Origin of the sequence: Rubrivivax gelatinosus IL144 (genome assembly GCF_000284255.1) — a bacterium.
Classification (GTDB): domain Bacteria; phylum Pseudomonadota; class Gammaproteobacteria; order Burkholderiales; family Burkholderiaceae_C; genus Rubrivivax; species Rubrivivax gelatinosus_A.
The window spans coordinates 1,669,301-1,691,146 of sequence record NC_017075.1; the positions used below are offsets into that span (position 1 = coordinate 1,669,301).

14 protein-coding genes and 2 tRNA genes are annotated in these 21,846 nt (G+C 67.8%); 13 read left to right on the top strand and 3 right to left on the bottom strand.

Translation table 11 applies throughout. The features are described from left to right. Positions 1 to 22: 22 nt before the first annotated feature. Positions 23 to 577 (bottom strand): elongation factor P, encoded by a 555-nt coding sequence (efp, locus tag RGE_RS07965; RefSeq protein ID WP_009855330.1) that lies wholly within the window; start codon positions 575 to 577, stop codon positions 23 to 25. Between the two features lie 124 nt (positions 578 to 701). Continuing rightward, positions 702 to 1,721: an elongation factor P maturation arginine rhamnosyltransferase EarP gene (gene earP, locus RGE_RS07970; RefSeq protein ID WP_014427829.1), complete on the bottom strand. Its 1,020-nt coding sequence runs from the start codon at positions 1,719 to 1,721 to the stop codon at positions 702 to 704. A gap of 35 nt (positions 1,722 to 1,756) precedes the next feature. On the opposite strand from earP, the gene uvrC reads away from it, so the two are divergent. The 8 genes from uvrC to RGE_RS08010 all read left to right on the top strand — a co-directional run bounded on the left by uvrC (position 1,757) and on the right by RGE_RS08010 (position 9,324). Next, positions 1,757 to 3,775, top strand: a complete 2,019-nt coding sequence (uvrC, locus tag RGE_RS07975) for an excinuclease ABC subunit UvrC (protein WP_014427830.1) — start codon at positions 1,757 to 1,759, stop codon at positions 3,773 to 3,775. After that, entirely contained in the window at positions 3,762 to 4,235 is a 474-nt protein-coding gene (locus tag RGE_RS07980; protein ID WP_014427831.1) for a hypothetical protein, read from the top strand. Before uvrC ends, RGE_RS07980 begins: the two co-directional genes overlap by 14 nt. Positions 4,236 to 4,279: 44 nt before the next feature. Beyond that, positions 4,280 to 4,843, top strand: a complete 564-nt coding sequence (gene pgsA, locus RGE_RS07985) for a CDP-diacylglycerol--glycerol-3-phosphate 3-phosphatidyltransferase (RefSeq protein ID WP_014427832.1) — start codon at positions 4,280 to 4,282, stop codon at positions 4,841 to 4,843. 88 nt (positions 4,844 to 4,931) lie between these two features. Further along, positions 4,932 to 5,243 (top strand): HU family DNA-binding protein, encoded by a 312-nt coding sequence (locus tag RGE_RS07990; protein ID WP_259371777.1) that lies wholly within the window; start codon positions 4,932 to 4,934, stop codon positions 5,241 to 5,243. An 11-nt stretch (positions 5,244 to 5,254) separates the two neighbouring features. Further along, a tRNA-Val gene (locus RGE_RS07995) sits at positions 5,255 to 5,330 on the top strand. Between the two features lie 127 nt (positions 5,331 to 5,457). Next, positions 5,458 to 7,365, top strand: coding sequence for a SurA N-terminal domain-containing protein (locus tag RGE_RS08000; protein ID WP_014427833.1), 1,908 nt, complete (start codon positions 5,458 to 5,460; stop codon positions 7,363 to 7,365). A 40-nt stretch (positions 7,366 to 7,405) separates the two neighbouring features. Next, positions 7,406 to 7,481: transfer RNA gene (locus RGE_RS08005), tRNA-His, on the top strand. 115 nt (positions 7,482 to 7,596) lie between these two features. Then, the gene (locus tag RGE_RS08010) at positions 7,597 to 9,324 is read left to right on the top strand and encodes a site-specific integrase (RefSeq protein ID WP_014427834.1); all 1,728 of its coding nucleotides are present in this window, start codon (positions 7,597 to 7,599) and stop codon (positions 9,322 to 9,324) included. Positions 9,325 to 9,428: 104 nt separating this feature from the next. Here the strand turns inward: RGE_RS08010 and RGE_RS08015 are convergent, their stop codons facing one another. Continuing rightward, the gene (locus RGE_RS08015; RefSeq protein ID WP_014427835.1) at positions 9,429 to 11,258 is read right to left on the bottom strand and encodes a hypothetical protein; all 1,830 of its coding nucleotides are present in this window, start codon (positions 11,256 to 11,258) and stop codon (positions 9,429 to 9,431) included. A 660-nt stretch (positions 11,259 to 11,918) separates the two neighbouring features. Between RGE_RS08015 and istA the strand changes: the two genes are divergently transcribed. From istA to RGE_RS08040, 5 genes are all read left to right on the top strand, one after another. Then, positions 11,919 to 13,223, top strand: a complete 1,305-nt coding sequence (istA, locus tag RGE_RS08020; RefSeq protein ID WP_014427981.1) for an IS21 family transposase — start codon at positions 11,919 to 11,921, stop codon at positions 13,221 to 13,223. Beyond that, positions 13,223 to 14,023: an IS21-like element helper ATPase IstB gene (gene istB, locus RGE_RS08025; protein ID WP_014426902.1), complete on the top strand. Its 801-nt coding sequence runs from the start codon at positions 13,223 to 13,225 to the stop codon at positions 14,021 to 14,023. Before istA ends, istB begins: the two co-directional genes overlap by 1 nt. A gap of 509 nt (positions 14,024 to 14,532) precedes the next feature. Then, complete coding sequence (locus RGE_RS23575; protein WP_014427836.1) at positions 14,533 to 17,325, top strand: site-specific DNA-methyltransferase; 2,793 nt, start codon at positions 14,533 to 14,535, stop codon at positions 17,323 to 17,325. Further along, positions 17,322 to 18,407 carry a DUF3883 domain-containing protein gene (locus tag RGE_RS08035; protein ID WP_014427837.1) on the top strand — a complete coding sequence of 362 codons (1,086 nt, stop codon included), beginning with the start codon at positions 17,322 to 17,324 and terminating at the stop codon, positions 18,405 to 18,407. Before RGE_RS23575 ends, RGE_RS08035 begins: the two co-directional genes overlap by 4 nt. Further along, positions 18,404 to 21,559 (top strand): BPTD_3080 family restriction endonuclease, encoded by a 3,156-nt coding sequence (locus RGE_RS08040; protein ID WP_014427838.1) that lies wholly within the window; start codon positions 18,404 to 18,406, stop codon positions 21,557 to 21,559. Before RGE_RS08035 ends, RGE_RS08040 begins: the two co-directional genes overlap by 4 nt. The last annotated feature ends 287 nt before the right edge of the window (positions 21,560 to 21,846 follow it).

Sequence of the window (21,846 nt, forward strand, 5' to 3'; positions counted from 1 at the left end):
CTCGGTCAGGAGCGAAGACGCGTCAGACGCGCTTGCGGTACTCGTGGGTGCGGGTGTCGATTTCGACCTTGTCGCCGTTTTCGACGAACAGCGGCACCGAGATCTCGAAGCCCGTGCCGACGATCTTGGCCGGCTTCATGACCTTGCCCGAGGTGTCGCCCTTGACGGCCGGCTCGGTGATGATCTCGCGCACGACGGTGGTCGGCAGTTCGACCGAGATCGCCTTGCCGTCGTAGAAGACGACTTCCACCGGCATGTTGTCTTCGAGGTAGCTGATGGCGTCACCCATGTTCTCGGCCTCGACCTCGAACTGGTTGTATTCCGGGTCCATGAACACGTACATCGGATCGGCGAAGTACGTGTACGTGCACTCCTTCTTGTCCAGGATGATCTGGTCCATCTTGTCGTCGGCCTTGAAGACGACTTCGGCCCCGCCGCCGTTCAGCAGGTTCTTCATCTTCATGCGGACCGTGGCGGCACCGCGGCCACCGCGGCTGTATTCGGTCTTCAGCACGACCATCGGGTCCTTGCCCTGCATGATGACGTTGCCGGCGCGGATTTCCTGAGCGAGTTTCATAGCGTCGAGCGGGGCGGGCCCCCGCGGCTGGTTGATCCCCGGCGAGCGCTGCGATCGAGCCGCTCTTCTTACCGGTGTAGAACTGGGCGAGCCCGACGGGCCCGTTTATGCAAAGCCCTTGATTCTAGCATTCGGGGCCGGATTTGCCTTGTGCGAACTGCCACAGAGCGCCGGTCAGATCAAGTCTGGACGCTTGTCCGTCGCGAAACTCGGCCATCGCGGCGCGCCAGGGGCCGGTTTCGGGCAGCGGCGCCCAGGGTCCGAGGCCGTTCCAGCCTCGCCAGAACTCGGCCAGCCCGGGCACCGCGGGCATGCGTGCCAGCAAGGCCTCCAGCTTGTCGGCGTGCACCCCGTCGTGCTGCGGGTAGATGTGCCAGACGAAAGGCCGGCCGGCCCAGATCGCGCGCACCAGCGAGTCTTCGCCGCGCACGAAGTTCAGGTCCGAGGCACGCAGCAGGCGGTCGAACTCGGGCTGCGGCAGGTGCGGCAGGGCGGCGCTGCGCACGCCGGGCGGCGTGGCCGTCACCAGGCGCCGGGCGTGGCCGGGCGTCAGCAGCAGCAGCGTCGGCTCGCTCGCCAGCGCGTCCAGCAGCGCCGGCACCGCCGGGTTGTCGTAGCAGAACAGCGTGACGACACGTTCGCCGTCGCGCCGCGCCAGGCCCGACGCCGCCAGCCAGGCGTCGCGGTCGAAGGCGGCGTGCGCCTGCAGCAGCCCGGGCTCGCGCAGCAGGCCGCCGGTGGCCGACGTGAAGCCGGGGTGGAAGAACCACTTGTCCAGGCCCGAGCGCTGCGGGGAGCGCAGGCCGTGCACGCGTTCGACCCAGGGTTCGGCGCTCAGGTATTCGAGGTTGATCCACACCGGCGCCGGCGTGCGCGCGGCCATGCGCTCGACGAAGGCCGGCGGCGGGTCGCAGGCGAAAGCCTCGACGACGACGTCGCCGGGCTCCAAGGCGGCGTCGAAGGCGCCGACCTCGACGCCTTCGCTGCCGCCCGGCGCCATCCAGGTCAGCGCGCTGGTGTCGTCGATCCACAGCCGCACGCGTGCGCCACGCGCCGCCAGGTCACGCGCCAGGCGCCAGCAGACGCCGACGTCGCCCCAGTTGTCGATGACGCGGCAGAACAGGTCCCAGGTCCAGGCTCGCATCCGAAGGATTATCGGCAGCCGCGACAATAGGGCCCGTGATCCCCGAGCCCGAGTCTCCCGCCACACCCGAAGCCGCCGCGCCCGACGCCGTCCGCGAGCGCCTGCTGGCCGAAGTGGCCGCGCTGCCCGGCCTGCCCGGCGTCTACCGCTATTTCGACGCCGCCGGCGCCGTGCTCTACGTCGGCAAGGCGCGCAACCTGAAGAAGCGCGTCTCCAGCTACTTCCACAAGGACCACGGCGGCACGCGCATCGGCGCGATGGTCGCGCGCATCGCGCGGCTGGAAACGACGGTGGTGCGCACCGAGGCCGAGGCGCTGCTGCTCGAGAACAACCTGATCAAGACGTTGAACCCGAAGTTCAACATCCTGTTCCGGGACGACAAGAGCTATCCCTACCTGAAGATCACCGGGACGCGCCCCGCCGACGGGGCAGGGGCCCTGTCGGCTTCCAGTTGCGCGCGTGTCGCCTATTTCCGCGGCGCGGTCGACCGCAAGCACCGCTACTTCGGGCCCTACCCGAACGCCTGGGCCGTCAAGGAGACGATCCAGCTGATCCAGAAGGTCTTCCGCCTGCGCACCTGCGAGGACACGGTCTACGCCAACCGCTCGCGGCCCTGCCTGCTCTACCAGATCCAGCGCTGCTCCGGCCCCTGCGTCGGCCTCGTGTCCAAGGACGAATACGCGCGCGACGTGCGCGACGCCGAACGTTTCCTGCTCGGCGAGCAGCAGGAGGTCGTCGCCGACCTGCAGGCGCAGATGATGGGTTATGCCGAGACCTTCGAGTACGAGAAGGCGGCCGCCGTGCGCGACCGCATCGGCTCGCTGTCTCGCGTGCTGCACCAGCAGGCGATGGAAGCCAGCAGCCTGTCGGCCGGCGACAAGGACGTCGACATCCTCGCCGTGCGCGTGGCCGGCGGCCGCGCCTGCGTCAATCTGGCGATGGTGCGCGGCAGCCGCCACCTCGGCGACCGCGCGCACTTCCCGACCCACGTCGACGACGGCGCGGCGCTCAGCGCCACCGAGGCCGACGAGCGTGCCGGCGCGCCCAGCCCCGAGACCGCGGTGCTCGAGGCCTTCATCGCCCAGCACTACCTGGGCCAGGCGGTGCCGCCGCAGCTCGTCACCAGCCACCCGGTGGACCCGGAGCTGATCGACGCGCTGTCCGAGACCGCCGGCGTGCGCGTGCGCGCCACGCAGCAGCCGCGCGAGCAGAAGCGCATCTGGCTGGAACTCGCCGAGAAGGGCGCCGAACTGGCGCTGGCGCGGCTGCTGGCCGAAGAAGGCTCGCAGCGCGAACGCACGCGCGCGCTGGTCGAGGCGCTGGAGATCGACGTCGAGCCCGACGCGCTGCGCATCGAGTGCTTCGACATCAGCCACACCGCCGGCGAGGCGACGCAGGCCTCCTGCGTGGTCTACGAGGCGCACGCGATGCAGAGCGCGCAGTACCGGCGCTTCAACATCGAGGGCGTGACCGGCGGCGACGACTACGCGGCGATGCGCCAGGTGCTGACGCGGCGCTACGCCCGGCTGGCCGAGGCGCGCCGCCAGGACGCCCAGGACGGCGCCACCGAAGAGGCCGCCGCGCCGGCGAAGAAGGGTGCGGCGCGCCTGCCCGACCTGGTGCTGGTCGACGGCGGCCGCGGCCAGGTGTCGATGGCGCGCGAGGTGTTCACCGAACTCGGCCTGCCGCTGTCCATCATCGTCGGCGTCGAGAAGGGCGAGGGCCGCAAGGTCGGCCTCGAAGAACTCGTGTTCGCCGACGGCCGCGAGAAGGTGTACCTGGGCCACGACTCGGCGGCGCTGATGCTCGTCGCGCAGATCCGCGACGAGGCCCACCGTTTCGCGATCACCGGCATGCGGGCCCGCCGCGCCAGCGTGCGCACCGGCGGCAGCAAGCTCGAGGACATTCCCGGCGTGGGGCCGCGCAAGCGCTCGCGCCTGTTGCAACGTTTCGGGGGCGTGCGTGGCGTCGCCGCGGCCAGCGTCGAAGACCTGGCCTCGGTCGAAGGCATCTCGCACGACCTCGCGGAGGAGATCTACCGTGCGCTTCACTGAAACCCGCGGCTGGCTGGCCGCGACCCTGGCCGCCGTGCTGGCCGGCTGCGCGTCCAAGCCGACGCCCAAGCCCGAGCTTCGGCCCGTGCCGCCGAGCGCGGCGACGGCGCCCGGCACGATGCCGCTGCCGCCGGCGCGCAGCTGGGAGGAGTACCAGCGCCGCGCCGCCGAGCGCCTGGTCGCCGCCAACCCGGGCCGCACCTATCTCGGCCCGGTGCCCGAGCCGCTGCTCGCCATTCCGGTGCTCGACATCGAGCTCGAGCGCGACGGCCGCGTGCGCGAGATCCGCGTGCGCCGCGTGCCCTCGCAGGCCAAGGACACGACGCAGCTCGCGATCGAGGCCGTGCGCCGTGCCGCACCGTTCGGCGACGTCTCGCAACTGCCCAAGCCCTGGACCTTCACCGAGGTCTTCCTGTTCGACGACGAGCGCCGATTCAAGCCGCGCACGCTGGACGACTGAACGGGCGTCAAGTCCCTCTGCGTCGCTTTCGGTACGATCCGCCGATGTTCTTCACGGTCCCCACGCTGCTCACCTGGGCGCGCATCGCCGCGATCCCGCTGATCATCGGCGTGTACTACCTGCCTCTCGAATGGGGCACACGCAACCTCGCGGCCACCGTGATGTTCGTGTTCTTCGCCGCCACCGACTGGCTCGACGGCTTCCTGGCGCGCAAGCTCAACCAGACCTCGGCCTTCGGCGCCTTCCTCGACCCGGTGGCCGACAAGTTCCTGGTCTGCGCCTCGCTGCTGATCCTGGTGCACCTGGGGCGTGCCGACGTCTTCGTCGCGCTGATCATCATCGGCCGCGAGATCGCGATCTCGGCGCTGCGCGAGTGGATGGCGCAGATCGGCGCGTCGCGCAGCGTCGCCGTGCACATGCTCGGCAAGCTGAAGACGACGGCGCAGATGGTGGCCATCCCGTTCCTGCTCTACGACGGCCGCATCGTCGGCCTGGATACCCGGGTCTGGGGCACCTGGCTGATGTGGATCGCCGCGGTGATGACCGTCTGGTCGATGGTCTACTACCTGCAGCGCGCGATTCCCGAGATCCGTGCCAAGGTGCGCTGAAGACCGCGCCGCGCGTCGGCGCTTGGGCGGCGTCCGGCGCACCTGACCCATAATCCGCGGCCTCGCCGCCCGCCCGGCCCACGAAGCCGTGCCGGCGACCCGCACGAACCACACGAGGAATAACGACGTGAACAAGACGGATCTGATCGCCCACATCGCCCAGCAGGCGGACCTGTCCAAGGCCTCGGCCACGCGCGCTCTCGAAGCCGCGCTCGAAGGCGTGCAGACCGCGCTGAAGAACGGCGACAGCGTCGCGATCGCCGGCTTCGGCACCTTCGAGGTCTCCGAGCGCGCCGCGCGCACCGGCCGCAACCCGCGCACCGGCGAGGCCATCGAGGTCAAGGCCGCCAAGGTTCCGAAGTTCCGTCCGGGCAAGGCCCTGAAGGACCTGCTCGGCTGAAGTCTCCAGCCGGGTGCTTAGCTCAGTCGGTAGAGCGGCGCCCTTACAAGGCGTAGGTCGGCGGTTCGAACCCGTCAGCACCCACCAAGGACCAGGCATCGGCGCGGCATAGAATGCCGCGCCGACCGCCCACCCGGAAGGCGAACCGCGGTTCGCCTTCTTTCGCTTCAGGGCCCCGTCTTTCGCCGTCACGGCCCTCCCATCCCTCACAACGATGTTCGATTTCGTCCGCAACCACTCGCGCCTGGTGCTGGGCATCATGGTGCTGCTGATCTTCCCGTCGTTCATCTTCTTCGGGATCCAGGGCTACACCCGCTTCACCGAGGGCGGTGCCGTGACGGTGGCCAAGGTCGACGGCCAGTCGATCTCGCGCGCCGAATGGGACGCCGAGCACCAGCGCAACGTCGACCGCCTGCGCCGCCAGCGCCCCGACGTCGACGCCAAGCTGCTCGAGACGCCCGAGATGAAGCGCGAGACGCTCGACGGTCTGGTGCGCGACCGCGTGCTGATCGCCACGGCCCGCCAGTACCACCTCGTGCCCGACGACGCGCGCCTGCAGCGCCTGTTCGTCACCGACCCGCAGTTCGCCGGCCTGCGCAACCCCGACGGCAGCGTCAACCGCGAGATCCTCGCCGCCCAGGGCATGAGCGTCGAGGCCTTCGAGCAGCAGCTGCGCCAGGAGTTCGGCATGCAGCAGGTGCTGGGCGCGGTCGCCCAGTCCTCGTTCACGCCGCCGGCCGTCGCCGCGACCTCGCTGGACGCGCTGCTGCAGCGCCGTGCGGTGCAGATCCAGCGCTTCGACGCCAACGCCTTCCGCGCCCAGGTGACGCCGGCCGACAGCGACCTTCAGGCCTATTACGACGCGCACGCCGCCGAGTTCCGCGCGCCGGAACAGGCGCAGATCGAGTACGTCGTGCTCGACCTCGCCGCGCTCGCCAAGGACGCCTCGGTGCCCGAGGAAGACCTGCGCCGCTACTACGAAGAGAACGCCAGCCGCTACACGCAGGCCGAGGAGCGCCGCGCCAGCCACATCCTGGTGAAGGTCGACCCGTCGGCGCCGGCCGACGAGAAGAAGGCCGCCAAGGCACGCGCCGAGCAGCTGCTCGCCGACGTGCGCCGTTCGCCGAACTCGTTCGCCGAAGTGGCACGCAAGAACTCGCAGGATCCGGGCTCGGCCGCACGCGGCGGCGACCTCGACTTCTTCGGCCGCGGCATGATGGCCAAGCCTTTCGAGGACGCGGTCTACGCGATGAAGCCGGGCGAGATCAGCAACGTCATCGAGACCGACTTCGGCTACCACATCATCACGCTGACGGGCATCCGCGGCGGGCAGAAGAAGTCCTTCGAGTCGGTGCGTGCCGAGGTCGAGCAGGAGGTCCGCCGCACGCTGGCGCAAAAGCGCTACGCCGAGGCCGCCGAGACCTTCACCAACACCGTCTACGAGCAGTCCGACAGCCTGAAGCCGGTGATGGACAAGCTCAAGCTGCAGAAGCAGACCGCCACCGTGATGCGCCAGCCGGCCCCGGGCGCGGCCGGCGCGCTGGCTTCGGCCAAGCTGCTCGAGGCCGTGTTCTCCGACGACTCGGTGCGCAACAAGCGCAACACCGACGCCGTCGAGATCGGCCAGAACCAGATGGCGTCGGCGCGCATCGTCAGCTACTCGCCGGCGCGCACGCTGCCGCTGGCCGAGGTGCGCGACCGCGTGCGCGAAGCCGTCGTCGCGCAGAAGGCCGCGACGCTGGCCAAGGCCGAGGGCGCCAAGCGTGTCGAGGCGCTGAAGAAGACGCCGAACGAGGCGCTGCCGATCTCGCTGACGGTCTCGCGTGCCCAGCCGCAAGGCCTGCCGCGCCCGATCATGGAAGCCGTGCTGCGCGCCGATCCGAAGAAGCTGCCGGCCACCGTCGGCGTCGACCTCGGCACCCAGGGCTACGCCGTCGTGCGCGTCACGCAGGTGATGGCGCGCGAAGCCGAGCCGGCCACCGACGCGATGCTGCAGCAGCAGCTCGCCCAGACCTGGGCCACCGCCGAGGCGTTGGCCTACCTGGACGCGCTGAAGCGCCGCACCAAGGCCGAGATCAAGGAAGCCGCGGTTGCCGCCGCGAGCAAGTCGACCACTCCTTGATAACGGCACTTTCGCGCTATACTCTCGTTTCTTTGCTGCGGTGGCTGTAGCTCAGTTGGTAGAGTCCCAGATTGTGATTCTGGTCGTCGTGGGTTCGAGTCCCATCAGCCACCCCACCGAATACCGTTAGCGCACGCAAGGCCTTGATTCCCAACGGAATCAAGGCTTTGTTGCTTCTAGGCTAAACAGCGGTTGCAACACGGTCTGTCACCCAACCTTGTGGAACAGACCATGAAAGCCATCGCCGAAAACATCTACACCCGCGGCCAGCACGGCATCCAGTACGTGCGCCGTCGCATCCCGGCCGCCATCCGTGCGGCCTATCCCGCCAAGCAGACGCACATCGTGCGCAGCCTGGGCACTGCCGACCGCCGCTTGGCCAAAGGGCTCGCCAACGCCGAGCTCGCGCGCATCGACGCCGAGTTCAAGCTCAAGAGCCAACAGCTCGAACTGAGCCGGGCCTCCTTGTCGGCCAAGCGCATCGCCAAGCTCGACGACGAGCAGCTCAAGGGTATCGCCCGTTTCTGGGTGCGGCAGGTGCTGCTGGCCGACGACCAGCGGCGCCAGGCCGGCCTGGACGATGCCGAGTTCGACGAGCTGGGTGCCGAGCTGTCCGAGCAGCGCGCGCAGCTCGGTCGCATGCTGGCCCAGGGCAAGAGCATGAGCATGTTCCCCGCCATGCACGGCTTCCTGCACCTGTGCGGCCTGGACTTCGCCCCCGATGAGGCGGAAGCCAAGCGTGCCGCCTACGTGTTCCTTCGTGCCGTCGTCGAGTCGGTCGACCATCGCCTCGGCCGTCAGCGTGGTGACCTGGTCGATACCGAGGTGGTCGCGCCGGAGGTGCCGCATCCGCTCCCCGCCGCGGCGCCCGAGCGCGCTCCGGCGAACCTGCGCGCGCCCACCTGGGAGGCGGTCTTCGAGACGTGGCGCGACTACGTCGAGAACCGTCCCAAGCCGACGACCATCGCCTCGCAGACTGCCTGGCGTGACCTGCGGGGCTTCGCCGAGGGGCTGGGTGTTCGTCACCCTGGCGCTGTCACACCCGAACAGATGACCGCCTTCGCCGAGCGCATGCGCGAACGTGGGCTTGCGGTGCCGACCATCAACGAACGCATTCTCAAGGTCCGAGCCATCTACAAGATTGCCGTGGGCAAGCACGTGCTGAAGGACAACCCTGCGGCCGGCACCATCGGCTTCAAGCAGGCAGCGGCCCGGCAGCGGCAGAAGCGCCGACTGTCGTTCGACGCGGCTGACCTGGGCGCCCTGTTCGGCTCGCCCGTGTTCACCGAGCACAAGCGGTCGGTGGGCCAGTCGGGCGAGGCCAGCTACTGGCTCCCGGTGCTCATGTTCTACACGGGCGCTCGGCCCGAGGAACTGGCTGGCTTGGCCCTGAGCGACCTGCAGCACGACGAGAAGCTGGGCTGGTACCTGAACCTAATCGACCGGCCCAGCGATGAAGACGCCGACCTGTTCGAGGACGGCGATGTTCCGCAGTCGCATCGGCGGACCCTGAAGAACGCACCGTCGGTGCGTCGTGTGCCGGTGGCGCAGGAGCTCATCGACCTGGGCCTGCTGCGCTATGCGGAGTGGGTGCGCCAGCGCGGCGCCGCTGTGCTGTTCCCGACGCTGACGAAGGACAGTCACGGCAAGCTGTCTGGTTCGTTCTCCAAGTTCTTCGGCCGCTACAAGCGTGCCGTGGGCATCACGGACAGCCGCAAGGTGCTGTACTCGTTCCGGCACACCATGAAGGACATGCTCGAGGCGGCAGCCGTGCCGTCCAAGTACCTGAAGCGGCTGATGGGCCATACCACCGGGGACGGCGCCATCACCGACGGCTACGGTTCCGACCTGCCGTTCGAGCTGCTGGTCGAGCAGTTCCGCAAGGTCCGCTTTCCTGCCTTGGCCGCCAAGCCGTGGCAGCCAGGGCAAGGCTACGTGAGCCTCAAGGTCGAGGCCTGATGGCAGGGCGCCGGGTCCACCGGCGCCGCACAAAGCAAAGCGGCACCAGGCCCGATGGCTTGGTGCCGCTTTGTACGTGGGGACACGCCCCGTCAGCGCTTCACTCAGACCACCCACTCGCCTCGCGCCGTAGCGCTCGCGCCTGCCGGCTGTCGCGGTGTCGGGGCATCTTCGTCGTTGACGCTCGGCGGGTTGCTAATAGCGGCCGGGGCCGGCACCAGCACCGCCTTCACGCTGACGCCTGCGAAGCGCTGCTGCCCGCGCGTTGCGCCAGGCAGCGTCAACAGTGCGGCCTTCCAGGTGCCTCGCGCCCACGCCGTGCCCTGGAACAACTGCCGGGCGCCGACGTGGTGCTCGGACGACGCCACTGCCAAGGTCCAGGCCTCGCGCTGGCGGTCGAACAGGGCCCGCACGCCCAGCATGGCCAGGTGCTTTTCCAGCGCCGCCAGGGTGTTACGGTCGGCGTCGCCAGACACCAGCGTCTGCAGCGCCTCGCGCACCCGGGTGTAGAGCTTGGCGGTCTTGCCGTCCGCTTCGACCCGAACCACCACCTTGCGGTCCAGCATCGCGCCGAGGCAGGCTTCGCCGTGCGACTCGTGCTCGTCCTGCGGCACCACGTTCAGCCCCCACTGCGCAATCAGCGCAGCCAGGTCGCGCAGCGGCGGCACGGTGTCGTGTTTCAGGGCGATGTAGCCGGCCAGCAGCGGGCTCCACGTGTCGGCTCGCCGGTCAGGGTGCCCGATGTCTTGCAGCATGCGGTGCACCGCTGCACGGGCGTCGCGCATCACCTGCCAGCGAGCTACCAGCAGGCGCCGCAGCCGCGCGCCCAGCTCACCGGGCTGCACACCGCTGGCCGGGTCCAGCAGCGGGCTCTTCGTCATCCCCGCACGCTGCTTCGGCACCATCGACAGCCGCACCGAGCGGCTTTCCAGCGCCGGTTCGAGCTCGGGCAGGTGGATGCCGCAGAGCACCACACCGGCCGGCGCGTTGAAGTACTGCACCTTGCCGCCGATGACACGCGAGAACTTGCCCTTGCCCGGTGTCTTGGTGAAGCCGCTGTTGAACACCTCGGCCAGCTTCAGCATTTCGCCCTTGCTGACCTTCAGCGGCTCGAACTCGTCGCAAATCATCGCCAGCGACGAGTCTTTCACCGCGTGCAGCACCTGCGCCACCGTCGGAACGCCGTCACGCCGTACCGCCTGCCTGCCGAGCAACGCAGTCTGCAGGTCCACCCAGGTGGTCTTGCCCGACCCGCGTTCCGCCGTGACGATGAGCGAAGGGCTGTGCGGCAGAACCGCCCCCATCGCTGCGCTGGCCAGCCAACCCAGCGACACCGCCGCGCCGTGCTGCTGCTCGAAGCCGAACGACTCGAAGGTGCTTTCGACCAGGTGCACATCGGCTGCCGATGCCGAGGGCGTCGAGTCGTCGAAGCCGAGACTCTCGCCCGCCACGTACACGCGCTGCTTGGTGGGCGTGGTGTCCACCGGCGTGCCAGTTTCGTCGTAGACCGCCAGGCCGTAGTGGACGACCAGTTTGCCGTCGTCCTCGTACAGGCCCGGGCCGCGGACCGTTTCGGCCTGCGCAGGCCCGAACTCGTCGCAGCCCAGCCGGATTTCCTCGGCCAGCACGTCCGACGCGAAAACGCGTTTGCGGGTCTTCGGGTCCATCGTGCCGTAGTGGTCGAGGCAGTACGCCGCGCCGAGCTTGGTCAGCAGCGTCGCTTCGTCCAGCTTGCCGCTCAGCGTGACGAGCTGGCCGGTCTTACGGGAGAGGACGCGGTAACTGCCGTTCAGGTCGTAGCCCGCGACATCGAAGCCGCCGCCGGGGTGAATCAGCTCAGCGCGGGAAGGCGAGGGCGGCACCGCCTTCAGTGCCGGGGCTGCCGCAGCCTTGTGGCTGCCGAACAGTGCGCTCAGGATTTTGTTGTTGCTCATGTTGAAGTCTCCAAAGACGAAAGCCCTGCCGGCGACGCCGCCGGCAAGGCTTGATGTGTGAGGGGGAGCGCTGCCGAAGACTCAGGCAGCGCAAGTCGGCAGCTCAAGGCCAGAACGGCTGGAGCATGCGGGGCACGAGGTGCCCAACGCCGAGCCCGTCGAACGGGTGGCGTCTACTGGCGCACCACGGAGCTGTGGGGCCAGGCCTTGGAAGTTGGGAGTTGGCTTGTCGGCGCCGACCCCAGGGCGCGAAGGCTAGTTAGTCTGTTCTAAGCGCGGGTCTGGGGTATGCCGACAGGCAGGGATTTTTAAAGAACACGACCCCGATGCCACCAGCTTGGGTGGGGGGAGCGTGTTCTTGCGCGGGAGGTGCGCTGATGAAGTAGGAGCCGAACTGTATCGCCGCCGCGCAGCTTGGCAAGGCAATAGTTCACGGCCGGCCTTGGTGGCAGACCGTCACCGGCGACCGTCTTGCAGACCGTCGCCCAGGCCGAGACGGTAGAAGCAGACGCTTCCACCGTGGGGGAGCGGGGCACCCCGGCTCACGGTCGCTAGGGCGACACGCCGTGTTTCGGGCTGGACGCCCTGTTGGGCGACACGCAAAACTGCCCCCCTGGCGTCATTGAGAACTGACCCCCTTCGCTGACGAAGGAGAGGTCGATGGAGGAAGTGTTCCAAGCTCAGCCGGTCCAACGAGGCCCGGGGAGCGACACGATGCTGGCGCCACAGGAGGTGCAGAAGATGCTGGCGCTGCAGGCGCTGGGATGGGGAGCCAAGCGCATCAGCCGGGAACTGGGCTGCAGCCGCAACACGGTGCGCGAGTACCTGCGGCAAGGCGGCTGGCGGCCGATGCGCACGACGCACCGCGAGAGCGTCCTGGAGCCGCACCGGCAGTGGCTGGCCGAGCGGCTGCGGCAGCACCGCGGCAACGCCGACGTCGTGCGCCAGGACCTGCAGCGAGAGCTGGGCATCCGCGTGAGCCTGCGCACCGTCCAGCGTGCCGTCGAGCCGCTGCGTCGGGAGTTGCGGGCCGAGAGCGTGGCCACAGTGCGCTACGAGACCGCGCCCGGCCAGCAACTGCAAATCGACTTCGGCAGCACGTCAGTCATCGTGGACGGCGAGCCGCTGCGCATCCACCTGTTCGTCGCCACGCTCGGCTACAGCCGGCGCTGTCACGTCGCCGTCTTCCTGCATGAGCGCCAGTCGTCGTGGCTGCACGGCCTGGAAGGCGCCTTCCGGCGCTTCGGCGGCGTGCCGCACGAAGTCCTGCTGGACAACGCCAAGCCGCTGGTCACCGAGCACAACGCGCAGACGCGCGAGGTGCGCTTCAACGACCGCTTCCACGCGTTCTGCCGTTACTGGGACTTCACGCCGCGGGCCTGCGCGCCGTATCGCGCGCGGACCAAGGGCAAGGACGAGCGTGGCGTCGGCTACGTCAAGCGCAACGCCATCGCCGGGCACCGCTTCGCCAGCGTCGAGGAACTGCAGGCGCACCTGGAGCGCTGGGTGCGCGAAGTCGCCGACGTGCGCATCCACGGCAGCACCGGCGAGCCGCCGCTGCAGCGCTTCGAGCGGCACGAGCGCGCCGCGTTGCGGCCGCTGCCGTCCAAGGCGCCGTTCCTGCAGGTGCGCGAGGTCACGCGGCGCGTGCACACCGACGCCTGTATCGAGCTGGACACCAACCGCTACAGCGTGCCGTGGCGGCTCATCGGCGAGACGGTCACCGTCGTCGTCGCCGAGCGTCAGGTGCGAGTGCTCTACGCCGGCCAGGAAGTGGCCTGCCACGCGCAGAGCGCGCTGCGGCGCTGCAGCGTCATCGAGCGCAGCCACCTGGTGGGCATCGTCGGCGGCCAGTTGGCCGGGATGACGTGGCTACCGAAGATGCCGCCGCCGATAGCCCCGGTGCCTGGCGAGTTGCAGCGCCCGCTCGATCAGTACGAGGCCGTCGCCGGAGGAAGCTGGTGATGGCCGCGTCGAAGAAGACCGAGGAACTCGACGCGCTCGAGCCCATGCTTACGCGGCTCAAGCTCACCGCCATCCGAGACCAGCTCGACACGCTGTTGGACCAGGCCGCGCGGGCCGAGCTGAACCTGCGCGAGGCGCTGTCGATGCTGTGCGCGGCCGAGGTCGCCCGCAAGGACGAGCGGCGCATCCAGATGGGCATGTCCATCGCCAAGTTCCCCTGCGTGCGCACGCTGGAGGGCTTCGAGTACGACGCGCAGCCGTCGGTGGACCCCAAGCAGATCCGCGAGCTGGCCACCTCGCGCTGGGTTGCCAACGGCGACAGCGTGCTGCTGCTCGGGCCGCCCGGCGTCGGCAAGACGCACCTGGCTGTCGCTCTCGGGCGCGAGGCCATCGTGCGCGGCTACAGCACGCTCTTCGTGCCAGCGACGAGCCTGGTGACGCAGCTGGTGCGGGCGCACGTCGAAGGCCGGCTGGAGGAGAAGCTCGTGCACTTCGCCAAGCCCAAGCTGCTGGTCGTCGACGAACTCGGCTACCTGCCGTTCGAGGCCAACGCCGCACACCTGTTCTTCCAGCTCGTAAGCCGCCGCTACGAGCGCGGCTCGATGCTCGTGACCAGCAACCGCTCGGTGGCCGAGTGGGGCGGCGTCTTCGGCGACGCCGTCGTCGCCACCGCCATCCTCGACCGGCTGCTGCACCACAGCCACGTCCTCACCATCCGCGGCGACAGCTACCGGCTGCGGACCAAGCGCCGCTCCGGCCTGGTTAACCAGGCCGGAGCGAACCCCGCAACAACCAACTGAACCACCACCCGGGGGTCACTTCTGGATGTCGCCGGGGGGTCAGTTCTCGATGTCGCTTGACACGCCCTCATCCCCTTGCCAATGCCGCGCCCCATCCCGCTGCCTCTGCACGGCAGAGCCAACGGGCGGGCAACCCGCGCGCTGCTTGCCTTTGGTGTCGCTGTTCGCGCCATCCGCAGGCGCCTCCTGAACGTCAGCCATCGCCCGGGTTGCCCGCCCGCTTTCAGCGGGTGGGGCGGGGCTTCGCCCCCACTGCGTCACCGGCCCGTGGGCGGGCCTGATTTCGCTGGGGCGAAACCTGACTTGCGGCGCCCCCTGCCGCGCGTTGACCGTGTGGGCACGGTGCAACGCACGGGGCTGCGGCTGGACGCCTTGCCCCACGTCCTACGGCGTGGCACCTGCACACGCTGGCGCGCGATAACGCCGATGTCGATTCGACCGGCGTAATGCAGCAATTCGGCCGGTATCCTTGTCGGTTACGTCATGCAATAACCGAACGGGAGCACGTCTTGGCCACCAAGAAGAGCGCAGCCACGCCGCAAAGCCAAACCACCGACTACCAGCACGCCCAGCAGGCCACCCAGCGCCCTGATGTCGGCGTGCAGGACCAGTTCAACACCAAGAAGCCGCCGAAGACCTACCGCTACGACAGCAGCCTGGACCCGGCGCTGAGCTGGGACGAGAACCGCGACCGCGACTTGGCCGAATGGCTGCTGGGACTGGTGCAGCGCTGCGCCACCGAAGGCGAGGCGGCGGTGTTCACCGCACCGCAGGTGTGGGCCGGCGGTGGCGTGCAGGTGCAGTCGCTGAAAGCGGCGGCCGACCTGCTGCAGGCGTTGAGCCAGCCCTTCCTGAACTGGGCCGGCAAGGCCGAGCGCCACCAGATTTCAGTGCCCACGGTGCCGCTGTTCGTGCACGAGCGGCACTCGACCAAGGCCATCTTGGAAGGCATCAAGCACCGCAAGGCCAAGGGCACCACCTACGACCTGTTCGGCGACGGTGGCGGGTTGGACGTGACCGATAAGCTCGATGCTTACGAGCATAAGGGACCTTGGCAGAACCGAATGATTCTCGGGGATAGCCTGCAGGTGATGAATTCACTGCTGGAGTTCGAGGGGCTCGGTGGCCAAGTCCAGATGATTTATATGGACCCACCTTATGGGGTTCGTTTTGGCTCGAACTTTCAACCGTTTGTCAGAAAGCGCGAGGTCAAGCATGGCGGCGATGCTGATATGTCTCGCGAGCCGGAGATGGTTAAGGCGTACCGGGACACATGGGAACTCGGTCTTCACTCGTACCTGACCTACTTGCGCGACAGGCTGCAGCTTGCCAAAGAGCTTCTTCATGACAGCGGGAGCATCTTTGTTCAGATTTCAGATACCAACCTGCACCATGTCCGGGAGGTCATGGATGAAGTTTTTGGTCAAGACAACTTTCTTGGTGTCATTGCATTCAAGAAGGCTACTGGATTAACCAGTGACTTGGTTCCCAGCATTTGTGACTTCTTGGTGTGGTACGGCAAAAATAAGTCGATGGTCAAGTTTCGGCGCCTGTTCGTCCCGCAGGACTTGAAAGAGGAGGTCCAGGGGGAGTTTCGATACGTTCAGCTTGAGGACGGGAGTCATCGAACGCTGACAAAGGCTGAAAAGGAAAATCCGGAGCTAATTGATACCACAAGGCTCTTCCGAACCAACTCCGCGGTCTCGCCGGGCGTCCGCGCCAACACCACAGGAGGATTCGAGTTTCGAGGCCTGAAGTTTGATTCAGGACCAACGAGGAACTGGAAGACGACTATTCCCGGGATGCTTCGCTTGGCAGAAGTTGGGCGACTTATCTTGCAGGCTGGGGCGACGCGTATCTATAAGCAGTTTTGGAACGACTTCCCGTTTGTACCGCTATCAAATGCCTGGTTGGATGTGCGGTCAGAGCAAGACAAGCTCTATGTGGTGCAGACGTCGGTCGAAGTAGTTAAGCGATGCATTCTGATGGCGACTGACCCGGGCGACCTAGTTTTCGACCCTTGCTGCGGGTCCGGTACTACCGCCTTTGTTGCAGAGCAGTGGGGGCGCCGCTGGATTACTTGTGATACGTCCCGAGTTCCTCTTGCTCTAGCTCGGCAGAGATTGCTCACGGCGACCTTTCCCTACTACGAGCTCAAGAATCACGCAGCTGGACCGCAAGGTGGTTTTGTTTACAAGCGGAAGCAGAATCGCAAAGGAGAGGAATCCGGTGGCTTGGTCCCACACATTACCTTGAAATGTGTTGCAAATGACGAACCGCCTGCTATGGAGGTGTTGGTAGACCGTCCGGAGGTGAACGATAAGGTCACGAGAGTCGCAGGCCCCTTCGTTGTGGAGGCAACGATTGCTCCCGCGCAGACGGTCGAGATGAATGACAGCGTTCAGCCAGGGCGTGAAGTCCAGAGCTTGGATGCCGCCTTGGGTGATGCCGATGCTGCCAACGGCGGCCTGCCGCTTCAGGTAGCCGAACCCGCAGGCAGGTACTCGGACCCCGCGACGCACATCGAGCGCATGACCCAGGTGTTGCGCCAGTCCAAGACGCTGCGCCTGCCCGGCAACCGTGAACTGGTGCTGGCCGACATTCGCCGTATGACCGACAGCGAGGCCATCCATGCCGAGGGCCTGGACGCCGAGGGCAACCGTATCGCTGTGGTCTTCGGCCCGGAGGACGGCGCCATCTCGTCCGACGTGGTGTTCGAGGCCGCCCGCGAGGCCTACTTCCTGAAGTTCCCGCACCTGTACTTCTTCGGATTCGCCATCCAGGCCAAGGCTCGCGAGCTGCTGGAAGACCGCGCCAAGCTGCGCGTGCCCTGCACCTACGTCACGGTGACGCCGGACGTGGCCATGAGCGACCTGCTGAAAACCAGCCGCGCCAGCGAAATCTTTTCGGTCACGGGCCTGCCCGATGCCGTGGCGCGCAAGACCGGCAAGAAGAACGACGATGGCGCCGACCTGTACGAGGTTGAACTGCGCGGCCTGGACATCTTCAACCCGGCCACGATGGACCAGGAGGACATCCCTGCGCAGAACCTGCCGGCGTGGATGCTGGACACCGACTACGACGGCATGTGCTTCTACGCCACCCAGGTCTTCTTCCCCAAGACCGCCGCGTGGGACAACCTGCAGAAGTCGCTGAAGGCCGACTTCGACCCGTCGGTGTGGGAGCACCTGGCCGGCACCGTGAGCGAGCCGTTCCCCATCGGGCCGAAGCGCCGCGTGGCAGTGAAGGTCATCGACGAGCGCGGTAACGAGCTGATGCGCGTGCTGGAGGTGAAGGCATGACGGCGCCCCTGCTGGTGCTCCGCGTCGGCTACATGGCGCGTTACGACGGGCCCGACACCATCACCGGCGGCGGCGCCTACATCACCGCCAATGGCGTGGGCGGCGAGGTCTTCAACTTCAAGCCGAGCCGGGGCAAGTGCTATGGCTACGCGATGAGCCTGCACTTCGCGGGTGTGAACCTGCGCCGACTAGATGACTCGCGCACCTGGTCGCGTGGCGACGAGCTGGCAGGCGTGGACGTGGTGTTCATCGCCAAGCGGCCCGGCGTGGGCCAGGTCGTCGTGGGCTGGTATCGCAACGCCACCGTGTTCCATCAACAGTACCGCGTGCGACGGGGCAGCATCCCGGGCATGGCGCCAATGGCGGGCATGTCAGCCGAGGGCGCCGATACCAGGCGTCAGTTTCTGTGCGTGACCAGTGCGGAGAACGCGTTCTTGCTGCCCGAGGACGAGCGGACCTTCGAGGTGCCCGCCGCGCAGGCCGGGCACAAGGGGTTCCCGGGCCAGTCCAACGTCTGGTACCCCGGCCACCACGGTGACCAGCCGGGGGTGAAGGCGTTCGCCAAGAAGTTGCAGCGCTACATCGACACCGCCGCAGCGCAGACACCGGACGACGACGAAGAGCCAAGCAACGGCAGCGGGAAGGGCGGCAGACGAAACGGTCGGCCCGATACGGCACACAACGCCGCCGTCGAGCAGGCTGCCGTCGATGCCGTGACCGCCCGGCTGGAAGGTCAAGGCTACCTGGTTGCATCTGTCGAGGCGGAGAACAAGGGCTGGGACCTGGAAGCCACCAAGGGCAAGAAGACGCTCTACGTCGAGGTGAAAGGGACCGCCGGGGCCGCCATCTACTTCGAGCTCACCCCCAACGAGTACCGCCGGTTGAGGGAACACGCCGAACGCTATCGCGTGTGCGTGGTGTGCGATGCGCTGGGCGCGCCTCGGGTCTTCGACCTGCTGCCGAGCGAGGGGGCTGACGGCTGGGAACTGCGCAGCGAAGACGGCGAGGTCTACGTCCCGCTGATGGAGCGCATCGCAGCCATCGGCGCTGAGGTGCGGCAGGACGAGGAGGCTGCAGCATGAGCCAAATCAACGCCGTCGAAGCGCCCATCATCAACAGCCCCTACGACCCGCCGGCCTTCCACTGGCACATCGAAGAGGGCAAGCACCCGGAGAAGCGGCCAGGCCGGCGCTTGGCCTCGTACTTCTTCCGCGTGCCCGACCGCGCGGCGCGCGGGCGCAAGGCCAAGGGCCAGCAGTCGCTGCTGGACGACGCATCCAAGGGCCAGGAATACCTGCTGGACCTGGCCAACCTCATCCGCCAGCGGCTGCAGGAGTGGCGCGAGCGCGACTATGCCGGCGCCACCAAGGTCACGCGGGAACTGCTGGAACTGTGGCGCTCGCCTGACCGTTCGCAGCGGCTGTTCTTCGCCCAGCTCGAAGCAGTGGAGACGGTGCTGTTCCTGGTGGAGGGGCCGGACGACCTGAAGCAGGGCATCAACGTGCCCAGCGACGAGCCAGGCGACGACGCCAAGGCCGAGGGCTACAAGGCCTTCGTGCGCTATGCGCTGAAGATGGCCACGGGCAGCGGCAAGACCACGGTGATGGGCATGCTGTCGGCCTGGTCCATCCTGAACAAGGTGGCCCAGCCGCAGGCCTCGGCCTATTCGGACACGGTGCTCATCGTGTGCCCGAACGTCACCATCCGCGACCGCCTGCGCGAGCTCGACCCCAACCTGGACGAGCTCAGCCTGTACCGCACCCGGCAACTGGTGCCGCTGCACCGCATGCCGGACCTGCGCAAGGGCGAGGTCTTCATCACCAACTGGCACAACCTGGAGCGCCGCGAGCTGACCGACGTGAACGGCACGTCGGCCAAGGTGGTGAAGCGCGGCGTGCCGGTGGAGAAGCTGCGCACCGTGAAGGTGGGCGGCAAGGACGCGGTGACCGAGGCCGACATCCGGCAGCAGGCGCTGACCGGGGCCTTCGACATCCTGCGCGAGCTGCGGGACAACAAGGGCCAGCTCACCGGCTTCGAGGTGAAGGAGGTGCGCTACTACGAGAGCGACACCGCCTTCCTGCGCCGTGTGCTGGGCAACCGCAAGGGGCGCAGCTCGGCCATCCTGGTGATGAACGACGAGGCCCACCACGCCTACCGGCGCGGCAAGCTCGACGCCGAGGACACCTTCGCCATCGACGAGGAAACGGCCGAGGTAGATGCCCGCGAGGCGACGGTGTGGATTGAAGGCCTGGACCGCATCAACAAGGCGCTGGGCGGCCGGACCAACGGCGTGCGGCTGTGCGTGGACCTGTCGGCCACGCCGTTCTTCATCCAGGGCAGCGGCAACGAGGTGGGCAAGCCCTTCCCGTGGGTGGTGTCCGACTTCAGCCTGCTGGAGGCCATCGAAGCCGGCTTGGTGAAGATTCCGCAGCTCCCCACCCAGGACATCGGCGGCACCGAGACGCCGGCCTACTTCAACGTGTGGCGGTGGGTGCAGGAGATTGCCGAGAAGGAAGGCCACAGCGGCAAACTCACGCCCGACGTGCTGATGCGCTACGCCACGCAGCCCATCGTGCAACTGGCCGACGAGTGGCGCAAGACGGCCGAGCAGTGGTCGGCGCAGTTCAAGGCCGGCCACCGCAAGACCGACGTGCCGCCGGTCTTCATCATCGTGTGCCGCGACACCGCGCTGGCCAAGGAGCTGTACGACTGGCTGGCCAATGGCAACCCCACCTACGGCGCGGCGCCTGAGCAGTTCCGCAACGCCCCGGGCCGGGAATGGACCGTGCGGGTGGACAGCAAGGTGGCCGAGGACATCGCGGAAGGCGGCGGCAAAAACGATGAGGCGCGGCGCCTGCGCTTCGTGCTGGAGACCATCGGCAAGACCGGCTGGCCGGGCAACAAGGTGCCCGAAGAGTACGTTGCCATGGTCGAGAAGCACAACCGCAAGGCCCTGGAGGACGACGACAACGGCCTGGTGACCATCGACGCCAGCGTGCCGCCCGGCCGCGACGTGCGCTGCATCATCAGCGTGGCCATGCTGTCCGAGGGCTGGGACGCCACGACCGTGACGCACGTGGTGGGCCTGCGCCCCTTCGGCTCGCAACTGCTGTGCGAACAGGTGGTCGGCCGGGCGCTGCGGCGCACCTCGTACGCGGTGGACGAGGCCACCGGCTTCTTCCGCGAGGAGACGGCCAAAGTCTTCGGCGTGCCCTTCGAGCTCATCCCGTTCAAGGTGGAGGGCGGTGCCCAGCAGCCGCCGTCACCGCCGGCCAACCAGATTTACGCCGTGCCGGCCAAGGCACAGTACGAGCTGGCCTTCCCGGTGGTGGAGGGCTACACCGACCCCGGCGTGACCCGGCTGACCATGGACTGGCCCAAGGTGCCGACCTTGGAGCTGAACCCCATGACGGTGCCGGACGTGACGCTGATGAAGGGCCTGACCACGCAGGACGGTGCCCTGGCCGCCTACGGGCCTGGCGCGGCCGACGTGGTGAACCTGGACCAGTGGCGGGCTAAGGTGCGGGTGCAGCAGGTGGCCTTCACGATGGCCAAGGTGCTGACGCAGCAGTGGCTGGCCGACCGTGGCGATGTCATCCCCACGCACCGCCTGTTCCCGCAACTGCTGGGCTACACGACCCGGTTCCTGGCCGAGAAGCTGAAGCTGTCGGGCAACCGGGCGCCGCAGGACGTGGCACTGAACCCGTACTTCCAGCAGGCGGTGGGCATCCTGTTCGACTCGCTGGTGCCGGTGGACGAGAGCGGCAAGACGCAGGAGCGGCCCATCATCGTGCCGGGCCCGGCGGGCGAGCGCTCGACGCGACACGTCGAGTTCTTCACCGGGCGGCAACCCTGGCCGGTGCAGAAGTGCCACCTGAACGCCATCGTCGCGGACACGAAGACCTGGGAGCAGGCAGCGGCCACCGCACTGGACGCCCACGAGGGTGTCGCCAAGTGGGTCAAGAACGACCACCTGGGCTTCATCGTGCCGTATCGCAAGGACGGCATCCGCCGCCGCTACCTGCCCGACTTCATCGTGGACCTGACGACGGGCGAGCGCCTGATGGTCGAGGTGAAGGGCCAGCCCGGTGACGCCGAGGTGAAGGCCCAGGCCGCGCACCGCTGGTGCACCGCCGTCAACAACGACGGGCGCTTCGGGCGGTGGAGCTATCACATCGTCCGGCAGCCGCCGGACCTGATGAAGCTGCTCGACAAGCTGACTGGCGTCATCTGAAACGACGTCACGCCGTAACGGTGCCGGGTGACCACCACCCGGATACCGTTACCGCGTGACCACCACCCACGAATAACCAAAGTCCTTCAGACCAGAAGCGGTTGCAGAAAACCTGTTCTGAGAACCGAAGAAGAAGCCGCCCTGCGGGCGGCTGTCGCCCGGTGAAGAGCACCCGCAAGGCAGGGGGGCCTGGGCTGGGGGCGACGCGAGGGCGGGCCTGGCCCGCCCCGTGTCAGGCAGGCTGAAGCCTGCAGAAGCGCGCGAGTGTGACGAGCGTCTGGCCCGGT

Coding starts and splice junctions, on each gene's coding strand:
- efp (WP_009855330.1), bottom strand. CDS start 577: ATGAAACTCGCTCAGGAAATCCGCGCCGGCAACGTCATCATGCAGGGC.
- earP (WP_014427829.1), bottom strand. CDS start 1,721: ATGCGAGCCTGGACCTGGGACCTGTTCTGCCGCGTCATCGACAACTGG.
- pgsA (WP_014427832.1), top strand. CDS start 4,280: ATGTTCTTCACGGTCCCCACGCTGCTCACCTGGGCGCGCATCGCCGCG.
- RGE_RS08000 (WP_014427833.1), top strand. CDS start 5,458: ATGTTCGATTTCGTCCGCAACCACTCGCGCCTGGTGCTGGGCATCATG.
- RGE_RS08010 (WP_014427834.1), top strand. CDS start 7,597: ATGAAAGCCATCGCCGAAAACATCTACACCCGCGGCCAGCACGGCATC.
- RGE_RS08015 (WP_014427835.1), bottom strand. CDS start 11,258: ATGAGCAACAACAAAATCCTGAGCGCACTGTTCGGCAGCCACAAGGCT.
- istA (WP_014427981.1), top strand. CDS start 11,919: ATGGAGGAAGTGTTCCAAGCTCAGCCGGTCCAACGAGGCCCGGGGAGC.
- istB (WP_014426902.1), top strand. CDS start 13,223: ATGGCCGCGTCGAAGAAGACCGAGGAACTCGACGCGCTCGAGCCCATG.
- RGE_RS08035 (WP_014427837.1), top strand. CDS start 17,322: ATGACGGCGCCCCTGCTGGTGCTCCGCGTCGGCTACATGGCGCGTTAC.
- RGE_RS08040 (WP_014427838.1), top strand. CDS start 18,404: ATGAGCCAAATCAACGCCGTCGAAGCGCCCATCATCAACAGCCCCTAC.